The 19217-nt window shown below is 63.1% G+C and carries 16 protein-coding genes and 1 pseudogene; 9 read left to right on the top strand and 8 right to left on the bottom strand.

The features are described from left to right. Positions 1–66 precede the first annotated feature (66 nt). Positions 67–1281 carry a winged helix-turn-helix domain-containing protein gene (locus GWQ44_RS16055; protein ID WP_275927763.1) on the top strand — a complete coding sequence of 405 codons (1215 nt, stop codon included), beginning with the start codon at positions 67–69 and terminating at the stop codon, positions 1279–1281. A 68-nt stretch (positions 1282–1349) separates the two neighbouring features. Here the strand turns inward: GWQ44_RS16055 and GWQ44_RS16050 are convergent, their stop codons facing one another. After that, positions 1350–2696 (bottom strand): 3-deoxy-7-phosphoheptulonate synthase class II, encoded by a 1347-nt coding sequence (locus GWQ44_RS16050; protein ID WP_275927762.1) that lies wholly within the window; start codon positions 2694–2696, stop codon positions 1350–1352. Positions 2697–2856: 160 nt separating this feature from the next. Between GWQ44_RS16050 and GWQ44_RS16045 the strand changes: the two genes are divergently transcribed. Next, positions 2857–3612 carry a spermidine synthase gene (locus GWQ44_RS16045; protein WP_047305530.1) on the top strand — a complete coding sequence of 252 codons (756 nt, stop codon included), beginning with the start codon at positions 2857–2859 and terminating at the stop codon, positions 3610–3612. A 51-nt stretch (positions 3613–3663) separates the two neighbouring features. Here GWQ44_RS16045 and GWQ44_RS16040 read toward each other — a convergent pair whose 3' ends face one another. Next, positions 3664–4455 carry a crotonase/enoyl-CoA hydratase family protein gene (locus tag GWQ44_RS16040; RefSeq protein WP_047305528.1) on the bottom strand — a complete coding sequence of 264 codons (792 nt, stop codon included), beginning with the start codon at positions 4453–4455 and terminating at the stop codon, positions 3664–3666. 11 nt (positions 4456–4466) lie between these two features. Next, positions 4467–4766 carry a hypothetical protein gene (locus GWQ44_RS16035; RefSeq protein ID WP_199010187.1) on the bottom strand — a complete coding sequence of 100 codons (300 nt, stop codon included), beginning with the start codon at positions 4764–4766 and terminating at the stop codon, positions 4467–4469. Positions 4767–4842: 76 nt separating this feature from the next. Here GWQ44_RS16035 and GWQ44_RS16030 point away from each other — a divergent pair. After that, positions 4843–6550, top strand: a pseudogene (locus GWQ44_RS16030) (DEAD/DEAH box helicase). A gap of 137 nt (positions 6551–6687) precedes the next feature. On the opposite strand, the gene GWQ44_RS16025 reads toward GWQ44_RS16030, so the two are convergent. After that, positions 6688–7455, bottom strand: a complete 768-nt coding sequence (locus GWQ44_RS16025) for a class III extradiol ring-cleavage dioxygenase (protein WP_047305527.1) — start codon at positions 7453–7455, stop codon at positions 6688–6690. 102 nt (positions 7456–7557) lie between these two features. On the opposite strand from GWQ44_RS16025, the gene GWQ44_RS16020 reads away from it, so the two are divergent. Continuing rightward, positions 7558–8226, top strand: a complete 669-nt coding sequence (locus GWQ44_RS16020; protein WP_179600415.1) for a thiopurine S-methyltransferase — start codon at positions 7558–7560, stop codon at positions 8224–8226. Positions 8227–8289: 63 nt separating this feature from the next. Here the strand turns inward: GWQ44_RS16020 and htpX are convergent, their stop codons facing one another. Continuing rightward, entirely contained in the window at positions 8290–9177 is an 888-nt protein-coding gene (gene htpX, locus GWQ44_RS16015) for a protease HtpX (protein ID WP_016965069.1), read from the bottom strand. A gap of 304 nt (positions 9178–9481) precedes the next feature. Further along, entirely contained in the window at positions 9482–10693 is a 1212-nt protein-coding gene (locus tag GWQ44_RS16010; protein WP_016965070.1) for a pyridoxal phosphate-dependent aminotransferase, read from the bottom strand. Between the two features lie 224 nt (positions 10694–10917). On the opposite strand from GWQ44_RS16010, the gene msrB reads away from it, so the two are divergent. The 3 genes from msrB to GWQ44_RS15995 all read left to right on the top strand — a co-directional run bounded on the left by msrB (position 10918) and on the right by GWQ44_RS15995 (position 12359). Further along, positions 10918–11310, top strand: coding sequence for a peptide-methionine (R)-S-oxide reductase MsrB (gene msrB, locus GWQ44_RS16005; protein ID WP_047305526.1), 393 nt, complete (start codon positions 10918–10920; stop codon positions 11308–11310). A gap of 102 nt (positions 11311–11412) precedes the next feature. Continuing rightward, entirely contained in the window at positions 11413–11898 is a 486-nt protein-coding gene (locus tag GWQ44_RS16000) for a glutathione peroxidase (RefSeq protein ID WP_016965072.1), read from the top strand. Further along, positions 11895–12359, top strand: a complete 465-nt coding sequence (locus GWQ44_RS15995; protein ID WP_103739954.1) for a MarR family winged helix-turn-helix transcriptional regulator — start codon at positions 11895–11897, stop codon at positions 12357–12359. The genes GWQ44_RS16000 and GWQ44_RS15995 overlap by 4 nt, the downstream gene beginning before the upstream one ends. Here GWQ44_RS15995 and GWQ44_RS15990 read toward each other — a convergent pair. Continuing rightward, positions 12343–14664, bottom strand: coding sequence for a response regulator (locus GWQ44_RS15990; RefSeq protein ID WP_275927761.1), 2322 nt, complete (start codon positions 14662–14664; stop codon positions 12343–12345). The genes GWQ44_RS15995 and GWQ44_RS15990 overlap by 17 nt on opposite strands. A gap of 164 nt (positions 14665–14828) precedes the next feature. Here GWQ44_RS15990 and GWQ44_RS15985 point away from each other — a divergent pair, with 164 nt between their 5' ends. Together GWQ44_RS15985 and GWQ44_RS15980 are read left to right on the top strand one after the other, a co-directional pair. Then, on the top strand, positions 14829–15719 hold the full coding sequence (locus GWQ44_RS15985; RefSeq protein ID WP_016965075.1) for an ATP-binding protein: 891 nt from the start codon (positions 14829–14831) through the stop codon (positions 15717–15719). After that, a complete protein-coding gene (locus GWQ44_RS15980) occupies positions 15716–16198 on the top strand; it encodes a GAF domain-containing protein (protein ID WP_016965076.1) in 483 nt (160 codons plus the stop codon). The genes GWQ44_RS15985 and GWQ44_RS15980 overlap by 4 nt, the downstream gene beginning before the upstream one ends. Positions 16199–16204: 6 nt before the next feature. On the opposite strand, the gene GWQ44_RS15975 is transcribed toward GWQ44_RS15980, so the two are convergent. Next, the gene (locus GWQ44_RS15975; protein WP_275927760.1) at positions 16205–19153 is read right to left on the bottom strand and encodes an HD domain-containing phosphohydrolase; all 2949 of its coding nucleotides are present in this window, start codon (positions 19151–19153) and stop codon (positions 16205–16207) included. Between the last annotated feature and the right edge of the window lie 64 nt (positions 19154–19217).

The raw sequence follows: 19217 nt of genomic DNA, 5'->3' as shown, positions 1-19217 counted from the left end.
GCGCAAGCGTGCTACCCAAGCCGTTTCCCGGTGCGCTAGCGTGCGGGCAGACAAGGAGACTCCCCCATGCCCGCAGAATGCTCTTTCTCACTCAAGCAAGCTCGACGACTGGCGCTGGCCGCCCAGGGTTTTGGCGGGCGTCGGCCGCCGGCAACGATCAAGGCCGCGGGGCTCAATCGACAGATCGAGCGCCTGGGCCTGCTGCAGATCGATTCGGTCAACGCCTTGGTGCGGGCGCATTACCTGCCGCTGTTTTCCCGCCTGGGCAGTTATCCACAGGCCTTGCTCGACCAGGCCGCCTGGAGTCAGGGGCGGCAACGCACCTTGTTCGAATACTGGGGGCATGAGGCGTCGTTGCTGCCCATGTCCATGTACCCGCTGCTGCGCTGGCGGATGCAGCGGGCGCGGCAAGGGCAGGGCATCTACTCGCAGCTGGCGCGTTTTGGCCAGGAACGCCAGATCACTGTCCGTCGGGTACTGGAGGCGATCCAGGAGCAGGGCGCGCTGGGGGCCGGCAGCCTGTCCACCCGCGAGGAGCGCGCCGGGCCCTGGTGGGACTGGAGCGATGAAAAGCATGCCTTGGAATGGTTGTTCGCCGCCGGTGAAGTGACGGTGGCCGGGCGTCGTGGCTTTGAGCGCCTCTACGATCTGCCGGAGCGGGTGCTGCCGGCGGCCATTCTCCAGCAGCCTTTACTGGACGAAGCCCAGGCCCAGCGCGGTTTGCTGGTGCACGCGGCCGGGGCCCTGGGTGTGGCCACGGAGAAGGACCTGCGGGATTACTTTCGCCTCGATCCCGGCGATAGCCGTGCGCGGCTGGCCGAGTTGCTGGAGTCCGGTGAGTTGTTGAGCTGCGAAGTGCAGGGCTGGCGCCAGCCGGCCTATTGTCTGCCGCAGGTCAGGGTGCCGCGCAAGGTTGCAGCCAGTGCCTTGCTCTCACCGTTCGACTCGCTGATCTGGGAGCGCAGTCGCACCGAGCGGCTGTTCGACTTCCGCTATCGGCTGGAGATCTACACGCCAAGGCACAAGCGGGTCTATGGCTATTACGTGCTGCCGTTCCTGCACCGCGAGCGGATTGTCGCCCGGGTCGATTTGCGCGCGGAGCGGGCCATGGGCTGTCTGGCCGTGCACGCGCTGCATGAGGAGCAGCCGGGCCTGGACGAGGAGGGGATTGTGGCGTTGGCCAGGCAGCTGCGGCACATGGCCGACTGGCTGGGCTTGGAACAGATTCAGCTCCATTGCCAGCGTGATGGCGCGCGCCGTCTGCGTGAGGTCATGGCGTGAAGAGCTTCGCGGGCAAGCCCGCTCCTACGCTGCCCTTGTAGGAGCGGGCTGGCCCGCGAAAGCGCTTCTTAACGCTTGACCTGCTTGAGCGTCTCGGCGATCAGGAAGGCCAGTTCCAGCGACTGGTCGGCGTTCATCCGCGGGTCGCAATGGGTGTGATAGCGGTCCGACAGGCCGTCTTCGGTGATCGGCCGGGCGCCGCCGATGCATTCGGTGACGTTCTGCCCGGTCATCTCGATATGGATACCGCCGGCATAGCTGCCTTCGGCCTGATGCACTTGGAAGAACTCCTTGACCTCGGTGAGGATCTGCGCGAAATCCCGGGTCTTGTAGCCGCTGCTGGCCTTGATGGTGTTGCCGTGCATCGGGTCCGAGCTCCACAGCACCTGCTTGCCTTCGCGCTCCACCGCGCGAATCAGCTGCGGCAGGTGGTCGCCGACCTTGTGGGCGCCCATGCGCACGATCAGGTTCAGGCGCCCAGGATCGTTGCTCGGGTTGAGGATGTCGATCAGGCGGATCAGTTCCTCGGTGTTCATGCTCGGGCCGACCTTGACCCCGATCGGGTTGTTCACCCCGCGCAGGAACTCGACGTGGGCACCGTCGAGCTGGCGGGTGCGGTCGCCGATCCACAGCATGTGCGCCGAGCAGTCGTAGTAGTCGTTGGTCAGGCTGTCGCGACGCACGAAGGCTTCTTCGTAATTGAGCAGCAGCGCTTCGTGGGCGGTGAAGAAGCTGGTTTCGCGCAGTTGCGGCGAGCTGTCCATGCCGCAGGCGCGCATGAAGGCCAGGGTTTCATCGATGCGGTCGGCCAGTTGGCTGTATTTTTCGGCCAGGGCCGAGTTGGCGATGAAGTCCAGGTTCCACTTGTGCACCTGGTGCAGGTCGGCAAAGCCGCCCTGGGCGAAGGCCCGCAGCAGGTTCAGGGTGGCCGTGGCCTGGTGATAGGACTGCAGCAGGCGGTCCGGGTCCGGTACCCGGCTTTTTTCATCGAAGCCGATGCCGTTGACGATGTCGCCACGGTAAGCCGGCAGAGTCACACCGTTGATGGTTTCGTCGTTGGCCGAGCGCGGCTTGGCGAACTGGCCGGCCATGCGTCCGACCTTGACCACCGGGCAGCCGGCGGCAAAGGTCATGACGATGGCCATCTGCAACAGCACCTTGAAGGTGTCGCGGATCTTCGCCCCGGAGAATTCGGCAAAGCTTTCGGCGCAATCGCCGCCCTGCAGCAGGAAGGCCCGACCCTGGGTGACTTCGGCGAACTGGCGGCGCAACTCCCGGGCTTCACCGGCAAACACCAGCGGTGGATAACTGGCCAGGGTCTGCTCGACCTGCAGCAGATGCGCGGCGTCGGGGTACTGGGGTTGTTGCTGGATCGGCAGGGCGCGCCAGCTGTCGGGGCTCCAGGGTTGGCTCATCGCGGACTCGAGTGCTTTACGGTGGGAGGGGCATGTTAGCAGCAAATTAGTGCGTGACCTGCTCCTCTCGCTTGGCCGACAATCGCGCCTTTCCCGCTCGCTGCCGAGCGGTTGGTTTCTCGCGCCGGCCTGATTGCGGGCCCCGCGACTAGGAGATGAAATGACTGAGGAGCGCGTCGAGCGTGTGCTCGCCGAGGTTCATGACCAGTTCGGCATGATTCGGGTATTGGAAGTGGCGGACTACCGCTTCCTCGAATTTGGCGACGCCATCGAGCAAAGCTGCGTGTTCACCGCCGACCCCAGCTGGCTGGAGTACGACTACACCCGAGCCATGCTGATCGGTGCCCTGTGTCATGAGGCGCCGGAGAGCGCGCTGTTTCTCGGCCTGGGCGCCGGGACCCTGACCCAGGCCTGCCTGAAGTTCCTGCCGCTGGAAGACGTCGAGGCCATCGAACTGCGTCCGGATGTGCCGCGCCTGGCCATCGAGTACCTGGGGCTGGACGACGATCCGCGTCTATATATAAGAATCGGCGATGCCCTGGAGCTGCTGGACAGCGCAGAATCCGCCGACCTGATCTTCGTCGACCTGTATACCGATGTTGGCCCCGGCGTCGGCCATCTGGCCTGGGGCTTTCTGGAAAACTGTCAGAAGCGCCTCAACCCCGGTGGCTGGCTGGTGATCAACCAATGGGCCACCGATGATGGCAAGCCCCTGGGTGCCGCTTTGTTGCGCGGGCTCTATCACCGGCATTACTGGGAACTGCCGGTGAAGGAGGGCAACGTGATTTTGATCGTGCCTGCCGATCTCGATCAGCAGCTCGACCTGCCAGCTCTGAACGCCCGGGCCGAAGCCCTGGCCCCGCGCCTGGGCTACTCCCTGCAACCGCTGATCAAGGCCATTCGCCCCGCCACGTAAGCCCTTGGCAGGAAACCGCTGGCCGGCGAAGACAATCGCCGGCCGGCCTGTTCAACAGCCCTTGAACACCCCGGGGCGTTTCTCGATCATCGCTCGCACCCCTTCCTTGGCGTCCTCGCTGTTCATCAGCTTGTGCACCAGCGGTGGCAGGCCTTGAGCGGCCAGGGTTTCGCCCTCAAGCCGGGCCTGACGCGCCGACATCAGCGTCGCCTGCACTCCCAGCGGTGCCTGCCGGGCGATGCGCTCGGCCAGCTCGACGGCCCGGGGCAGCAGGTCTTCACTGGCCATCACCTCCTGCACCAATCCCAGACGCAGGGCTTCGTGGGCATCGAACTCGTCACCGGTGAGCAACCAGCGCATGGCATTGCCCCAGCCGGCCAGTTGGTGCAGGCGCAGGGTCGCGCCGCCGAAGGGAAATATCCCGCGCTGTACTTCCATCTGGGCAAAGCGGGTATTGCTGGCGCACAGATTGATGTCCGCCGCCAACATCAGCTCGATGCCGATGGTCAGGCAGTAACCCTGCACGGCGACGATCACCGGCTTGCTCACCCGCGGTCCGGCGAATACGCCCCAAGGGTCGCAGCCGCCGGGTGGTGCCTGCCAGCCCTGGGCCAGGGTGGCACCGACATTGGCCAGGTCCAGCCCCGCGGTAAAGTGTTCGCCGTGGCCGAACACCACGGCGATCCGCGCTTGGCTGCTGGCTTCGAACTCGCCGTAGGCCAGGCTCAGCTGGTTGAGCAGCTCCAGGTCGAAGGCATTGCGCTTGGCGACCCGATCCAGGCCGATCAGGAAGAGATGACCGCGCAGTTCGCGGCTGACACGGCTGGCACTGGGCTGATTCATGGGCGCGATCCTCAAGGGGGGAAGAGGGAATGGGCGAGACGGCTTTCAAGCACCAGGGTGAATCGTTTTAGCGGCGGCGACCAACAGCGGCGGGCCCAAGCAAAATAGCGCGCCCTTCGAGTCTGCGCAAAGCCCGTGACCATCGGGCGTTCAGCGGATTTTTCCGATAAAAAAAACTCCCTTTTTTGAGTAATTCCGGTATAGTGCGCGCCGGCCTTTAGCCGGGCCACGTTTAGGTAATGCAATTCCCCGAAGTCAGCTTCGGCTGCTTGTCCGCTGCGCGGACTATCCTTGACGATCCATTCATCCAATCGTTTTCGCAAATCCCCGCCGACAAAGCTGCCAGGGTGACTCTTGAGTCTTACACGGCATGCGCAGCTTTGGAGCATGGGTCTTTGCGGATGCACTTAGAGGCAGACCCATGACCCAGGAAATCGGCGGCTTCGCCGCTCTTGAACTTCATCCCAATATTGTTGCTGCAGTAGTCGCTACCGGCTATGAAGAGCCTTCGGCTATTCAGCAGCAGTCGATCCCGATCATCCTTGCCGGGCACGATATGATTGGCCAGGCGCAAACCGGTACCGGTAAAACCGCTGCCTTTGCCCTGCCTATCCTGCACCGCATTGATCCGTCCAAGCGCGAGCCGCAAGCTCTGATCCTGGCCCCAACCCGTGAGTTGGCGCTACAAGTTGCAACCGCTTTCGAAACCTACGCCAAGCAAATGCCGGGCGTGACTGTTGTGGCCGTCTACGGCGGTGCGCCGATGGGCCCACAACTGAAAGCAATCCGGAATGGCGCACAGATCGTTGTCGCCACGCCGGGCCGTCTGTGCGACCACCTGCGTCGCGACGAAAAAGTGTTGGCCACCGTGAACCACCTGGTTCTCGACGAAGCCGACGAAATGCTCAAGCTAGGCTTCATGGATGACCTGGAAGTCATCTTCAAGGCCATGCCTGAGTCCCGCCAGACCGTACTGTTCTCGGCCACCCTGCCGCAGTCGATCCGGGCCATTGCCGAGCGTCACCTGAAAGACCCGAAACACGTCAAGATCCAGAGCAAGACCCAGACCGTCACCGCGATCGAGCAGGCGCACCTGCTGGTTCACGCTGACCAGAAGACCTCTGCCGTTCTGAGCCTGCTGGAAGTTGAAGATTTCGACGCCCTGATCATGTTCGTGCGCACCAAGCAAGCGACCCTGGATCTGGCCAGTGCCCTGGAAGCCAAAGGCTACAAAGCCGCTGCGCTGAACGGTGACATCGCCCAGAACCAGCGTGAGCGCGTGATCGACTCCCTCAAGGATGGCCGTCTGGACATCGTTGTGGCCACCGACGTCGCCGCTCGTGGTCTGGACGTTCCGCGCATCACCCACGTTTTCAACGTGGACATGCCATACGATCCGGAATCCTACGTGCACCGTATCGGCCGTACCGGCCGTGCCGGTCGCGAAGGCCGCGCGCTGCTGCTGGTGACTCCGCGTGAGCGCCGCATGCTGCAAGTGATCGAGCGTGTGACCGGGCAGAAGGTTGCCGAGGTTCGCCTGCCGGACGCCCAGGCTGTTCTCGATGCGCGCATCAAGAAGCTGACCAACAGCCTGTCGCCGCTGGTGGCTGACGCTGAAGCCACCCACGGTGAACTGCTGGATCGCCTGACTGCCGACATCGGTTGCAGCCCGCGCGCCCTGGCCGCGGCCCTGCTGCGCAAGGCCACCAACGGCCAAGCACTGAACCTGGCAGCCATCGAGAAAGAGCGTCCACTGGTGCCTAACAGCGCGCCACGTGGTGATCGTCCTGAGCGTTCCGGCGATCGTCCTGATCGTGGTGACCGTGAGCGTCGTGCGCCAATGCCTCTGGGCGAAGGCCGTGCTCGCTGCCGTACTGCGTTGGGTGCCCGTGACGGTATCGCTGCCAAGAACCTCTTGGGCGCGATCCTCAACGAAGGCGGCCTGGCCCGTGAAGCCATCGGTCGCATCCAGGTGCGTGACAGCTTCAGTCTGGTCGAGCTGCCAGAAGACGGTCTTGATCGTCTGCTGACCAAGCTCAAGGACACTCGCGTTGCCGGCAAGCAGCTGAAGCTGCGTCGCTACCGCGAAGATTGATCCGCCCTCGGGCTGATTGATCAGGCATAAAAAATCCCCGACTGGTTCGGGGATTTTTTTTACCTGGAGTTTGGGCTGGGACTGTTCGCCGGCAAGCCGGCTCCTGCAGGGTTTTGTAGCTGCCTGCCGGTCAGGCATCAGCCAAAGCGGTAGATGTCCATGCCCAGGGCGCCCAGGGTGAAGCCCTGGTGGGCCACGCTGAATTCGCCACCGGCGCCGCGGGCGAAGTACAGCGGCAGCAGGTGCTCATCGCTGGGATGGCTGCGCACGGCATTCGGTGCCTGCTGCCGGTAATCATGCAGGGCCGCTTCATCATTGGCCGCCAGCTTCTCGATCATCCAGTCACGAAAGGCCTTGGCCCAGGGCTCGACGCTTTCTGGACCTGCATGCCAGTCCAGCTCCCGCAGGTTGTGGGTGATGCTGCCGGAGCCGATCAGCAACACGCCCTGTTGCCGCAGGATCGCCAGGGCGTGGCCGATGCGAGTCTGCAACGCCGGGCCCAGGCGGCTGGGCAGCGAGAGCTGGACCACCGGGATATCCGCCTGCGGATACATCAGTGACAGCGGTACCCAGGCGCCATGGTCGAAGGGGCGCTGGCTGTCCAGTTGTGCCGACAGGCCATCGGCCTGGAGCAGTTGCACCACCTGGGCGGCCAGTTCCGGGCTGCCGGGGGCCGGGTATTGCACAGCGAACAGCGCTGCGGGAAAACCGCCGAAATCGTGCCAGGTTTCCGGGTGCGGGCTGGCGCTGACCCGCAGGTCCTGGCTTTCCCAGTGAGCCGAAACCACCAGGATCGCCTTGGGTCTTGGCAGTTCGGCGGCCAGGCGAGCCAGGGCAGGGCCACTGGCGCCGGGTTCCAGGGCCAGCATGGGAGAACCATGGGAGATGAACAGGCTGGGGAGCATGAGGAAGGTCCTGAAGGTTAAGATGCGCCATCTTCAATCAGATCATTGATCTAAATCTAATATAAGTTTTAGCGCTTTTTGATCGAATTTTAAGGACTTCTCATGCAAGCGGACTTTTGGCAAAAACGCTGGGAGCGGGATCAGATTGGCTTTCACCTGGCAGAGGTCAACCCTTACCTGCAGCAGTATTGGCCGGCCCTGGGCCTGGCGCCGCAAACCCGAGTGCTGGTGCCGTTGTGCGGCAAGAGCCTGGACCTGATCTGGCTCGCCGACCAAGGGTTCGAGGTGCTGGGCATTGAGCTTGCGGAAAAGGCGGTGGAGGATTTCTTTCGTGAGCATCAGCTGCAGCCGCAGATCAGCCAGCATGGGGAGTTCAAGGTCTACGCCAGCGGGCCCATTCAGCTCTGGTGCGGCGATTTCTTTGCCCTGACTGCCGAGGACGCGGCGGGTTGCACAGCCCTGTACGACCGTGCGGCCATGATCGCCTTGCCGCCGCCGATGCGGCAGCGCTACAGCGCCCACCTCAATGGCCTGTTGCCGGAGGGCAGCAAGGGGTTGCTGATAACCATGGACTACGCCCAGGAGCAACTGGACGGGCCGCCATTCGCGGTGCTCGACGATGAAGTTCGCCAGCGCCTGGGGGATGCCTGGCAACTGCAGGTGGAAACGGAGCGCGACATTCTGGGAGAGAGCTGGAAGTTTCTTCAGGGCGGTGTGACCCGGCTGGTGGAGCGGGTCTATCGCCTGAGCAAGCAGGGCGCGGCGGGATAGGTTTTTAGCGGCCAAGCAAAAGGGCGACTCGCGTCGCCCTTTTGGGTAGTGCCTTGCAGTGGATCAGCCGCGACGACGCAGGGCGTCGATACGCTCTTCCAGCGGCGGGTGGCTCATGAACATGCGAGCCAGACCCTGTTTGATGCCGCCATTGATGCCGAAGGCGTTCAGGGTGTCGGGCATATGCACCGGCAGGCCTTGTTCCGAACGCAGGCGCTGCAGGGCGCCGATCATGGCGTTGGTGCCGGCCAGGCGGGCACCGGCTTCGTCGGCACGGTATTCACGCTTGCGCGAGAACCACATGACGATGGCGCTGGCCAGGAAACCCAGGACCAGCTCGGCGAAGATGGTCGCCACGTAGTAGGCAATGCCCTGGCCTTCTTCGTTCTTGAAGATCACCTTGTCGACGAAGTTGCCGATGATCCGCGCGAAGAACATCACGAAGGTGTTCACCACGCCCTGGATCAGCGCCAGGGTCACCATGTCGCCGTTGGCAACGTGACCGATCTCGTGGGCCAGTACGGCTTTCACTTCATCGGGCGAGAAACGTTCCAGCAGGCCCTGGCTGACCGCCACCAGAGCGTCGTTCTTGTTCCAGCCGGTGGCGAAGGCGTTGGCCTCGTAGGCCGGGAAAATACCGACTTCGGGCATCTTGATCCCGGCTTCGCGGGACAGTTGCTCAACGGTTTGCAACAACCATTGCTCATGGCGGGTGCGCGGTTGAGTGATGATCTGTGTGCTGGTGCTCATCTTCGCCATCCACTTGGAGATGAACAGCGAGAACAGCGAACCGGCAAAACCAAAGACGGCACAGAAAATCAGCAGCTGATTGAGGTTGAGATCAACCCCATTGGCCGCCATGAACCCGTTGAAGCCGAAAAGGCTCAGGGTGATGCTGGCAATCAGCACGACCGCAAGGTTAGTGGCCAAAAACAGCAGGATTCGCATCATGGTTGTAGAAATCTCCTCAAGCTAAAGATGTAGCGTACTGCGGGGTATATAAGGTGCGGCAACGGCCTATTCAATACGGCTTCTATTTCAAACTGTGTCGTCTAGCCCCGGGGCTAGACGCATGCATTGGCGCTGCGCGGGCGATTGTCGGACGGGGCAAGCAACCGGCTGCGGTGCAGACTTTGTGACAATAGGCCAGGCGGAAAGTGCAAGCTTATAGAAGGGGCGTGGTGCAGGGCAGCGAAGATGTGTTGCTGAATTAATCGCAGTGCGACCGGGTAAGGATCGCACTGCGTGATTCGGATTATTGGCGGTAGGACTTGAGGAAACTTCCGATCCGACCAATGGCCTGTTCCAGGTCGTCGACCCGCGGCAGGGTGACCACGCGGAAGTGATCCGGCCAAGGCCAGTTGAACGCGGTGCCCTGGACCACCAGGAGTTTTTCCGAAAGCAGCAGGTCGAGAACGAACTTCTCGTCGTTATGGATCGGGCAGACTTTCGGGTCGATCCGTGGGAAGGCATACAGCGCGCCCATGGGTTTCACGCAGCTGACCCCGGGAATGTCGTTGAGCAGCTCCCAGGTGCGGTTGCGCTGCTCCAGCAGGCGGCCGGGCGGCAGCACCAGGTCGTTGATGCTCTGGTAGCCGCCCAGGGCCGTCTGGATCGCGTGCTGGCTGGGCACGTTGGCGCACAGGCGCATGTTGGCCAGCATGTCGATGCCTTCGATATAGCTCAGGGCATGCTGCTTGGGACCGGAAATGGCCACCCAGCCGGAACGGAAACCGGCCACGCGGTAGGACTTGGACAGACCGTTGAAGGTCAGGCACAGCAGGTCCGGTGCCAGGGAGGCGGTGCAGATGTGCACGGCGTCATCGTAGAGGATCTTGTCGTAGATCTCGTCCGAGAACACCACCAGGTTGTGCTGGCGGGCCAGTTCCAGCATGCCCAGCAGCACTTCCTTGGGGTACACGGCGCCGGTGGGGTTGTTCGGGTTGATGATCACCAGGGCCTTGGTGTTCGGGGTGATCTTGGCCTTGATGTCGGCCAGGTCCGGCCACCAGTTGGCCTGCTCGTCGCACAGGTAGTGCACCGGGTTGCCGCCGGCCAGGCTCACCGCGGCGGTCCACAGCGGATAGTCCGGGGCCGGTACCAGCACTTCGTCGCCGTTGTTGAGCAGGGCCTGCATGGCCATCACGATCAGTTCGGAAACACCGTTGCCCAGGTAGATGTCTTCAATGCCGATGCCTTCCACCTGCTTTTGCTGGTAGTACTGCATCACCGCCTTGCGCGCACTGAACAGGCCCTTGGAGTCGCTGTAGCCCTGGGCAGTGGGCAGGTTGCGGATCACGTCCTGGAGAATCTCGTCCGGCGCCTCGAAACCAAAGGGCGCCGGGTTGCCGATGTTCAGCTTGAGGATGCGATGGCCTTCCTCTTCCAGGCGTTTGGCGTGCTTGAGCACTGGGCCGCGAATGTCATAACAGACGTTGGCGAGCTTGTTCGATTTGCTGACCTGCATGGCGATGTGTTCCCGAAAATGAACGATCCAGGCGGAGGGTGAACTACCGTACTGGGAATCCTGCCGTGTCACACCGGCCTGTAGCCCGTACCGGTTGCGGCAAAATCCGTTTGAATGGGTGTAACGCGGCTGCCAGACTGGCGTCTGACGAGGCGCAATCATACGTGCCGCCCGATCCGTGGAAAAGACACAGATCGGGCTTTTTCCGTTGCAGAGGAAGGACCATGGAAAAGCTGGAAAAAACCCTGGAAGAATGGCGGGCGATGCTCGATCCGGAGCAGTACAACGTCTGCCGGCTCAAAGGCACCGAACGCCCGTTCTCGGGCAAGTACAACGCCACCAAAACCGATGGGGTCTATCACTGCATCTGCTGCAATGAGCCTTTGTTCGACTCCCGGGCCAAATTCGACTCCGGTTGTGGCTGGCCCAGTTTCTACGAGCCGATTGCCGACAGCGCCATGGTCGAGATCCGTGACATGAGCCACGGCATGATCCGCACCGAAGTGGTCTGTGCCAAATGCGATGCCCACCTGGGTCATGTCTTTCCGGACGGTCCGCCACCCACCGGCCTGCGTTACTGCATCAACTCGGTGTGCCTGGATCTGCTGCCGCGCTAGGCAGCAAGGCGACTCGTGCAGTCGCCTTTTCATCAATTAAATTGCACGCAATTTAATTGGGCGCTATTTTTATCGGCTCTTATCTTGAGTGGAATTGCTGCCATGACCGACTCGCTGCTGACTATTCCCTGCACCACCATCAAAGGCGAACACAAGACCCTGGCGGACTTCGCCGGCAAGGCCGTGCTGGTGGTCAATACCGCCAGCAAGTGTGGCTTCACCCCGCAGTACAAGGGGCTTGAGGAGCTGTGGCAGACCTACAAGGACCAGGGCCTGGTAGTGCTGGGTTTTCCCTGCAACCAGTTCGGCAAGCAGGAACCGGGCGACGAAGGGGCTATTTCCGAGTTCTGCGAGCTGAACTACGGCGTCAGCTTCCCGCTGTTCAAGAAGATCGATGTCAATGGCGCTGCGGCCCACCCGCTGTTCGTCCAGTTGAAGCAGCGCGCGCCCGGTGTCCTCGGTTCCCAGGGCATCAAGTGGAACTTCACCAAGTTCCTGATTGGTCGGGACGGCAAGCTGGTCAAGCGCTTCGCTCCGGCGACCAAGCCCCAGGACCTTAGCCGCGAGATCGAAGCCCTGCTCAAATGAACGATTTGCCCGTGGATTCTTCCCTCCAGCTCGACCGCCAGCTGTGCTTCAAGCTGTACGCCGCTTCGCGGGCGGTGGTGCGTGGCTACAAGCCGATGCTCGACCGCCTGGGCCTGACCTACCCGCAGTATCTGGTGATGCTGGTGCTGTGGGAGTGGCAGGCGACGCCGGTGCCGCAGCCGACCGTCAAAGCGCTGGGGGAGCGCCTGTTGCTGGACTCCGGAACCCTGACCCCGCTGCTCAAGCGTTTGCAGCAATTGCAATTGGTGCAGCGTCAACGTTCCGGGCGTGATGAGCGCGAAGTGCACCTGAGCCTGAGCGAAGCCGGACTGGCGCTGCGTGATCAGGTGCCGCCGCTCAAGGCGGCGCTGTTGTGCGACAGCGGCGTCAACCTCGACAACCTGGATCCCTTGCGCGACGGCCTCGATCACCTGTTGCGGCAGATCAGAGCCGTGTCGTAGTCGGCACCCACTGGTCCAGCAGGGCGATCAGTTCCTCGCGGCGAAACGGCTTGGCCAGGTAGTCGCTCATGCCCGCGGCCCGGCAGCGTTCACGCTCCTCGGGCATGGCGTTGGCGGTCAGGGCAATGATCGGCAGGTCCGGCCAGCGTCCGCTGCGACGGATCTGCCGGCTGGCCTCGTAACCGTCCATGACCGGCATGTTGCAATCCATCAGCACCAGATCGAAGCGGTTGTGCTCCAGCTGGTTGAGGGCTTCGGCACCGTGGGCGGCCACGGTCACCGCACAGCCGAGCTTGCTCAGCATGCCCTTGGCCACCAGCTGGTTCACCGGGTTGTCTTCCACCAGCAGAATCTCGGCCCGGCGGATCTGCGTCGGCATGTCCAACTGGGCGTCATTGAGGGTGATGGTTTCCGCCTGCAACGAGCGGCGCAGGGTCTGATACAAGGCATTGCGCGCCAGGGGGCGGGCCTGTTGCTGCAGTGGCGCCAGGGCGCTGGCCTCTTCGCTGGGCAGGAAGCTGCCATAGGCGGTCACCAGCAGGATCGGCGCGGTAATGGCCGGGCGCAGGCCAAACAGGCATTCCGGGCAATCGGTGATCAACAGATCGGGATTGACCCCGGCCAGGGAGGTTTCGATGTCGTAGCGCCGGTAGTCCAGGCCCCAGGTCGGCAGCAGCGAATCGAGCAATTCGGCCAGGCCGCTTCCGGCCTCGGTAATGCCCACGACCTTTCCGGACAAGGCCGGCGGGGGGGCTGAAGGGGTATGGCAAGGCAGCGGCAAGTCGGCGCAGAACTGACTGCCAAAACCGACCTCCGAACTGATGCTCAGGCGCCCGTTCATGGCCTCGCACAGGTTGTTGGTCAGCGCCAGCCCCAGGCCGGTGCCTCCGTACTGACGGGTAATGCCGGCGCCCGCCTGGGTATAGGGTTGGAAAATCTTCACCTGGGCTTCCTGGGCGATGCCGATGCCGGTGTCGCAGATCTCGATGCGCACCCCGTCACCCAGGGTGCTCAGGCGCACATCGACCCGGCCGAAGCGCGTGAACTTGAGGGCGTTGGACAGCAGGTTGCTGACGATCTGCCGCACCCGCATCGGATCTCCCAGCACCAGCGCTGGAAAGTCCGGAGCGATCAGGCAGGCCAGTTCCACGCCGGCCGCCGCGTTCTGCGACAACAGGTTGGCGGTGTCCTCCACCAGCACCCCGAGGTCGAAGGGAATGCGCTCCAGCTCCAGCTGCCCGGCGTCGAACTTGGACATGTCGAGAATATCGTTGAGCAGTTCCACCAGCACCTTGCCGGAGTCGTGGGCGATGGACAGCTGCTGGCGCTGTTCGGGGTTCAGAGGACTGTCCAGGGCCAGGGCGATCATCCCCAGCAAGCCATTGAGCGGGGTGCGGATCTCGTGGCTCATGTTGGCCAGGAACGCGGCGCGGGCCTGGGCCATGTCCAGGGCGGTGCGTCGGGCAAGTTCCAGTTCCTCGTTGGATTGGCTGAGCCGGGCGTTGCTCGCCTTGAGCTCGGTGGTGCGCGCCGAGACGATGTTTTCCAGCTGCCCCAGGTACTCGGTCAGGCGGTTCTCGGCAATGCGGCGCTGCTGGATTTCCGTGGCCATGATCTCGAACTGCTGGTTGGCGACCTTGACCAGCACCCCGACTTCATCGTTCTCATGTCCCGGGGGAAACTCCAGCGGCGCCTGTTGCGGGCTGCGCGGGTCGCGGCTGCTGAGCTCGCGGATCACCCCCACCAACGGCTTGGTCAGCATCACGTAGAACAAGGCCAGGAGAATCCCGGTGAGGATCAGGCTGCGGGCAAAACCGTTGATCAGGGTGACTTCGGCGCGGCGCAGGAAGCGACTGCCGAAGGCATAGGTGTCCACGTCCAGATGCAGGGTGCCCAGGGATTCGTCCGGCAGGTGGCTCAGGTACAGGCGGTCCTCGAACTGACGGTCGGCGCCGAACAGGAAGTCGCTCAGGGCCCGGTAGCCGCTCTGTTGCGGCGGGCGCTCGACGTTGGCCAGCAGGGTGTTGTTGTTGTCGATCAATTGCGCGCGAATGATCGCCGGTGAGCGCAACAGACCCAGGGTCAGCTCCTGAGCCAGTTCGGCGTCGATGTTGTAGGCAATGCGCGAGGCCGGGTTGTGACTGATTTCCAGCAATGACTGGATTTCGCGATTGATGGAGGCGTCTTCACTGGCATAATCGATGCCGATTTGCAGCAGACTGAGCGCGGTCCCCAGAATGAAACCCACCAGCACGGTGAGCCGGGCCTGTTTATAGGACAGGCGGTTGGTGAACTTGATATCCATGGGGGGCTGAACCACTTTCGTTTCCCTTCGCTGCGCAAGCATAGCTGATCATCTTTGGTTGCCGGTCGGTTCGGCAGCAGCTGACAAGGCGATAGACCCTTTGATCAGGACGGCGTTTGGTCTGTGTGCCGCATCATTACCTTGAACGTGCCTGAGGAAAAGCCGTGGATGCCCGATTGAATGCATTTCTTGAACGTGCCGACGCCGTGCTGGCCCGGATCGAACCGCTGTTGCCGACCCTGCGCCAGAGCATCGACTGGAACCAGTGCCTGGCCGCGCGCTGGCAGCGCGAAGGCCGCAGCGGCTTCCTGCTGCCGCTGGAGGTCAGCCTGGACATGCGCTTGAGCGATCTGATCGGGGTCGACAAGCAGCGCGAGCAACTGGCGCGCAACACCCGGCAGTTCCTCGATGGCCTGCCGGCCAACCATGCGCTGCTTTGGGGTTCGCGTGGCACCGGTAAATCCTCCCTGGTGCGCGCCTTGCTGGCCGAACATGCCAAGGGCGGCCTGCGCTTGATCGAGATCGAACGTGATCACCTGGCGGACCTGCCGCGGGTGGTGGAGCAACTGGTCAAGCTGCCCCAGCGTTTCGTGCTGTTCTGCGATGACCTGTCGTTCGAGGCCGGCGAGGGCGATTACCGAGTGCTCAAGAGCGTGCTCGACGGCTCCCTGGAACAGGCCCCGGAAAACGTGCTGTTGTACGCCACCTCGAACCGTCGGCACCTGGTGCCGGAAAAAGAAAGCGACAACGAGAACTGGAAGCGCGTCGATGGCGAGCTGCACCCCAGCGAAGCGGTGGAAGACAAGATCGCCCTGTCGGACCGCTTCGGCCTGTGGCTGTCGTTCTATCCCTTCACTCAGGAACACTTTCTCAATGTGGTGGAACACTGGATCGGCGAGCTGGCGCGCAAGGCCGGCTTGAGCTGGCAGCGCACCGAGGAGCTGGACATTCTGGCGGTACGCTGGGCCACCGGGCGGGGCAACCGCAACGGCCGGTGTGCCTATCAATTTGCCCGCTATTGGGTGGGCTTGCAGTTGTTGGAGCAAAAAGCATGATCGATTTGCAAAGTGCCGGCCAAGGTCTGGACGGCTATGGGCTGCTGTGTGCCCAGTTGGAGTCGCTGCTGGCCGATGAGCGCGACTTCATCGCCAATGCGGCGCAGTTCTCGGCGTTCCTGTTCAGCCAGCTCGACGACCTGAACTGGGCCGGCTTCTACCTCAACCGCAACCAGGAACTGGTGCTGGGCCCGTTCCAGGGTCAGATCGCCTGCGTGCGGATTCCCTTCGGTCGTGGCGTCTGCGGCACGGCCGCGGCCACCCTGCAGACTCAGCGGGTCGAGGATGTGCATGCCTTTGCCGGACACATCGCCTGTGACAGCGCGTCCAACAGCGAGCTGGTGGTGCCCCTGGTCAAGGACGGCCGGCTGATCGGCGTGCTCGACCTGGACAGCCCGAAGCTGGCCCGCTTCAGCCCGGCGGACCAGGCCGGTATCGAACAACTGGCGGCGATCTTCCTGCGCCTGAGTGACTGCTGACCGCCATCAGGCGGTCAACCCTGCCTTTTTCAACAGCGCTTCCCGATCCACGGCATCGATCTGCTCCGGCACCAGGAAGCGCTCGGCGTAGCGCTGATAGATCTGCTGCTGGAGAAACAGCTCGAACAATTCGGGATCGATGTGGGCGTCGCGGCACATCATGGCCATGATGTTCAGCGCTTCGCTGAGGGTCTTGCCCTTCTTGTAGGGGCGGTCCGCGGCGGTCAGGGCTTCGAAGATATCGGCAATGGCCATCATCCGCGCCGGCAGGCTCATCTGTTCGCGCTTGAGCTGCTTGGGGTAGCCGCTGCCGTCCATTTTCTCGTGATGGCCGCCGGCGATCTCCGCCACGTTCTGCAGGTGGCTGGGGAAGGGCAGGTGGTTGAGCATGATGATGGTCTGCACGATGTGGTGATTGATCACATAGCGCTCCTCGGCGGTCAGCGTGCCCCGGGGCACGCTCAGGTTGTACAGCTCGCCCCGGTTGTACTTGTGGGCCGGCACCTGGAGCTTGAACCCCCAGGGATTGTCCGCGGTCATGACCTCCACGGCGCTGCGCTCCAGCAGGTGTTCGGGCTTGTCCGCCAGCAGCCGTTCCTGCACCGGCAGGCTGGGCGCCGGGGTGCGCTCCTGGCGCTTCAGCTCTTCCCAGGAAACCCCCAGGCGATCATCCAGGGTCCGGCTCCAGGTGCGCTGGGCGATATCCCGCAGGCGCTGCTGGTCGGCGTCGGCCATGAACTCGGCCCCCAGGTTGCAGCGCGCGACGAAGGCGAAGTCGTCGTCCAGGGCGCGCAGGCGCTCGTCGCGCTCGGCGGCCCGGGCGCTGGCTTCGGCCCCTTCGGCCACGGCCCGCCAGTAATCGATCCAGGCATCGCGCTTGAGCACTTCGAAGCGGGTGCGGATTTCATGGATCCGATCGTTCAGGGTTTCCAGCTTGGTGGCCTTGTCCACCACGTATTCCGGGGTCGTGACCTTGCCGCAATCGTGCAGCCAGGCCGCAATATGCAGGGCTTCCCACTCGTCGTCGGTGGGCTGGTAGGCGGCGAACCGCGGGTCGTCGCTGGCGGCCGCAGCCTCGGCCAGCATCAGGGTCAGGGCCGGCACTCGCTGGCAGTGGCCGCCGGTGTATGGGCTCTTGGCGTCGATGGCCCCGGCCAGTAGTTGAATGAAGGCGTCCAGCAACTGCTTCTGCTTGTTCTGCAGGCGCTGGCTCTCGATGCACAGCGCGGCGGTGGCGGACACCGCCTGGATAAAGGCGATCCGATCCGGACTGAGTCTGTCCAGGTCCGCCTCGGCACCGCTGTCTTCCAGAAACAGCAGGAGCATGCCCACCATTTCGTGATGGCGATTGCGCAAGCGCAGGCCCAGCAAGTGGGCGCTGGGACTGTCCAGGGCCAGCAGCACGCTTTGCAGGCTGCCGGCCTGTTCAAAGCCCAGGGTGGTGACCACGGTGTCAGTGTCGGTGAGTTGGCGCAGCCAGTCCGGAAGCCTGTGGTCGGTCAGGTCCTTGGTGGCGATATTGAATCGCGGTAGATCCTGATGTTCGCCGTCGATGATCAGGCCATGGGGCTCCAGGCGCGCGCCCTTGCTTTCAGAGAGGTAGATCAGGCCGGCCTTGGCCTGGGCCAGCTTGACGGTTTCCGACAGCACTCGTTGCAGCAGCGGGTCGAAGCGGGTTTCCGCCGACAGGCTGGCATTGATCTCGAAAAAACTCGCCAGGGTGTCTTTCATCCTGGCCATGGACACGCTCAGTTGATCCACTTCCAGCACCGGTGAACGGCGTGACATCGGCGCCTTGAAGTCGAAACTGCGGATGGCATCGGCTTCTTGCACCAGGGCGCGCAGTGGCCGCACCAGTACGCGGGAGATCAGCCAGCCCAAGGGCAGGCACAGCAGCAGAATGGTCAGGGTGATCAGTGCGCCTTGCCAGCGCAGGCGGTAGGCATCGGCCAGCAGTTCATCCTCGGGCACCAGCAAGGCCAGTTGCAGACCGCCCGGTCCGCCCTCGGCGATCCGGTTGCTGGCGACGATCCAGCTGCGCCCCTGGGACTGCAAGTGGCCGTTCTGCGCCTGGCCTCGCAGCAGCGCGCCGAACACCGGGTTCAGGGCATTGGCCTTGATCAAGCGTGCGCTGTGTTTCTCCAGGACCAGTCTGTCGCTGTCGGGATAGGCCACGACGTTGCCCTTGTCGTCGAGCAGGGCTATCTCGGTGCCGCGGGTGACCCGGTGCTTGGCCAGGGTCGAGGACAGTTGTTCCAGGGTCAGGTCGGCGCCCATCACTGCCAGATCGCCGCTGCTCAGGGCCAGGGTGGTGCCGACGTTGTTGGTGGAATAGAAGACGTAGGGTTCGGTGGTGATCTGCTCGGTTTCGCTGCGGGCGTTGGAAAACCAATCGCGGTTGCGAGGGTCGTAGCCGTCCTGCGGGTGCTCCAGGCGGCCGATCATGGACAGCTGCGAATCGAAGAACAGTGATTGCGAGTGCGTCTGCCCGATGCTGGCATTGCGCTCGATGCTCCAGACCTCGTAGGCACTGTTTGGCGGCGCCTGGCGCTGATTGCGGATCGTGTCGTCGCGCAGGGGCCGCACCATGAAGAAATCGCCATTGGCATACCCCAGGTACAACGAGGCCAGGTTCGGGTTGTCCTGCAGCGACTGGCTGAAGGGCCTGAGCAGAGCCAGGCGCTGTTCAAGGTTGCCGCTCTGGGTCGCCGGGGCCCCGGCCAGCAGGCGCAGCAGATGGCGGATGGGCTCGTAAGTGGACTTCAGGTCGCCTTGCACATCCTGTTCGATGCGCTGGAAGAGCTTTTCGCTGCTTTGCAGGATGATGCGGGTGGTCTGCCGGTAGTTGTAGATCCCCAGGATGACTCCGGTGAGCAGCATCAGCAGGGTGAACATCACACTGATGTGTATATGAAGAGGAAAGCGACGTAGGGCAGGCTTTGGCGTGCTCGGCATTGCAATTCTCTCCAGAAGCTCATGAGGCTGAGGGTCAAGGCCCAAGCATAGTTAAGGCCGGCTG

It is taken from the genome of Pseudomonas sp. 3MA1 (genome assembly GCF_029237275.1).
Classification (GTDB): Bacteria; Pseudomonadota; Gammaproteobacteria; order Pseudomonadales; family Pseudomonadaceae; genus Aquipseudomonas; species Aquipseudomonas fluorescens_AP.
This window is presented reverse-complemented; position numbering and strand designations above follow the sequence as displayed.